Annotated in this window: 2 protein-coding genes and 1 pseudogene; 1 reads left to right on the top strand and 2 read right to left on the bottom strand. The window is 30.8% G+C overall.

What is annotated here, in order from left to right; genetic code table 11:
• A pseudogene (locus tag AMN78_RS01100) lies at nucleotides 1–360 on the top strand (hypothetical protein); the annotation flags it as partial.
• 8 nt (nucleotides 361–368) lie between these two features.
• Here AMN78_RS01100 and AMN78_RS01095 read toward each other — a convergent pair.
• Nucleotides 369–596 (bottom strand): hypothetical protein, encoded by a 228-nt coding sequence (locus tag AMN78_RS01095; protein ID WP_075533775.1) that lies wholly within the window; start codon nucleotides 594–596, stop codon nucleotides 369–371.
• Between the two features lie 213 nt (nucleotides 597–809).
• A partial coding sequence (locus AMN78_RS01090) for a glycerophosphodiester phosphodiesterase family protein (RefSeq protein WP_306452603.1) occupies nucleotides 810–1,166 on the bottom strand: 357 nt, incomplete at its 5' end.

The following is a 1,166-nucleotide window of genomic DNA, read 5'->3' as shown; positions in this document are numbered from 1 at the left end:
TACTTTACCGTTCTTCTTTTTTATATCTTCTATATTAGAGGTGGTTCGATACAACAGGTTGTATTAGAAAAAACTGGAACGAGATATGCTCGATCAGCAACGATCATCAACGTGATTTATGCTGCAGTTCTTTTCTACTTCAAAGAGTTGAATGATTTACCAATGTCAACGACATGGGTGTTCGTAGGCTTATTATGTGGAAGAGAGTTGGCAATTTCAACTATGAACAAGGATTATAAATTCAAATATGTATTTCCACTAATTGGAAAAGACTTTGTTAAAATGATATTTGGATTAAGTGTTTCGGTAGCAATCGTGCTTGCGATACATTACTTTATAATTCCTAGAGGATTATTTTAATATCAAGACTATTTTTTCTTCTGAAGATCTTCATAAATTTTTTTAAGGTCTTCAGGAGATAGGTTTTTTTCTTTTAATTTATCTAAAATTTCTTCGTCTTCTTGCTTGAGTTGCTCTTTTCTTTGTTCCTCTTTAACCTCACCTCTAGCATCAAACCCTGCTTTAATAAATTTCGCCGATACAAGAATAACAATGATTGCAATGATGCCTGCTAGTGATAAAAACAACAAAGTCATTTTTAGATTATAGCTGATATTTGGCTAAGTGTTAAATGAGTTTTGTTAGTATGTAAATTTGTAGCAGTAGAATTAAGAAAGGTAAAATAGTTCTAATAAGCTCCATTGTATGGTTATATTCATCAAGTTTTCTCTCTAGCCAGTTTCTTTGATATTTTTTTTTTGCCATGAGATTATTTACACGATGATAAATATTTTTTCAAGTTTTCAAGCTTAAAACCAAGAGATATTTTTGGATTTACAAATTTCTTGAACTTTTTTTGGATAGTCAGTGATAATTCCATCAACTCCGTACTCAATCATCCTAATAATATCTTTTTCTCTATTCACTGTCCAAACACAAGTGGCTAAACCATGTTTATGTGCTAATTCTACATTTTGTTTAGTCACATCACGGTAGAAAACACTCCATACATGTCCCTCTAGCGATTTAATAATATTTGGTAGTAAAAATAGTTCTTCCAAAGGATAATTTTTAACCATCCAGGGAGAGTTCTCATAAATATTTTTTTTAGTTATTGAAAGACCTTGTTGCAAAGTAATAAACCCTCTTAAAATATTCGGATTTTG

The organism is Candidatus Pelagibacter communis (genome assembly GCF_001179945.1).
In the GTDB taxonomy this organism is placed as follows: Bacteria; Pseudomonadota; Alphaproteobacteria; order Pelagibacterales; family Pelagibacteraceae; genus Pelagilacustribacter; species Pelagilacustribacter ubique_A.
The sequence above is the reverse complement of the archived record's forward strand: the minus strand, read 5'-3'. Positions and strand labels throughout refer to the sequence as shown.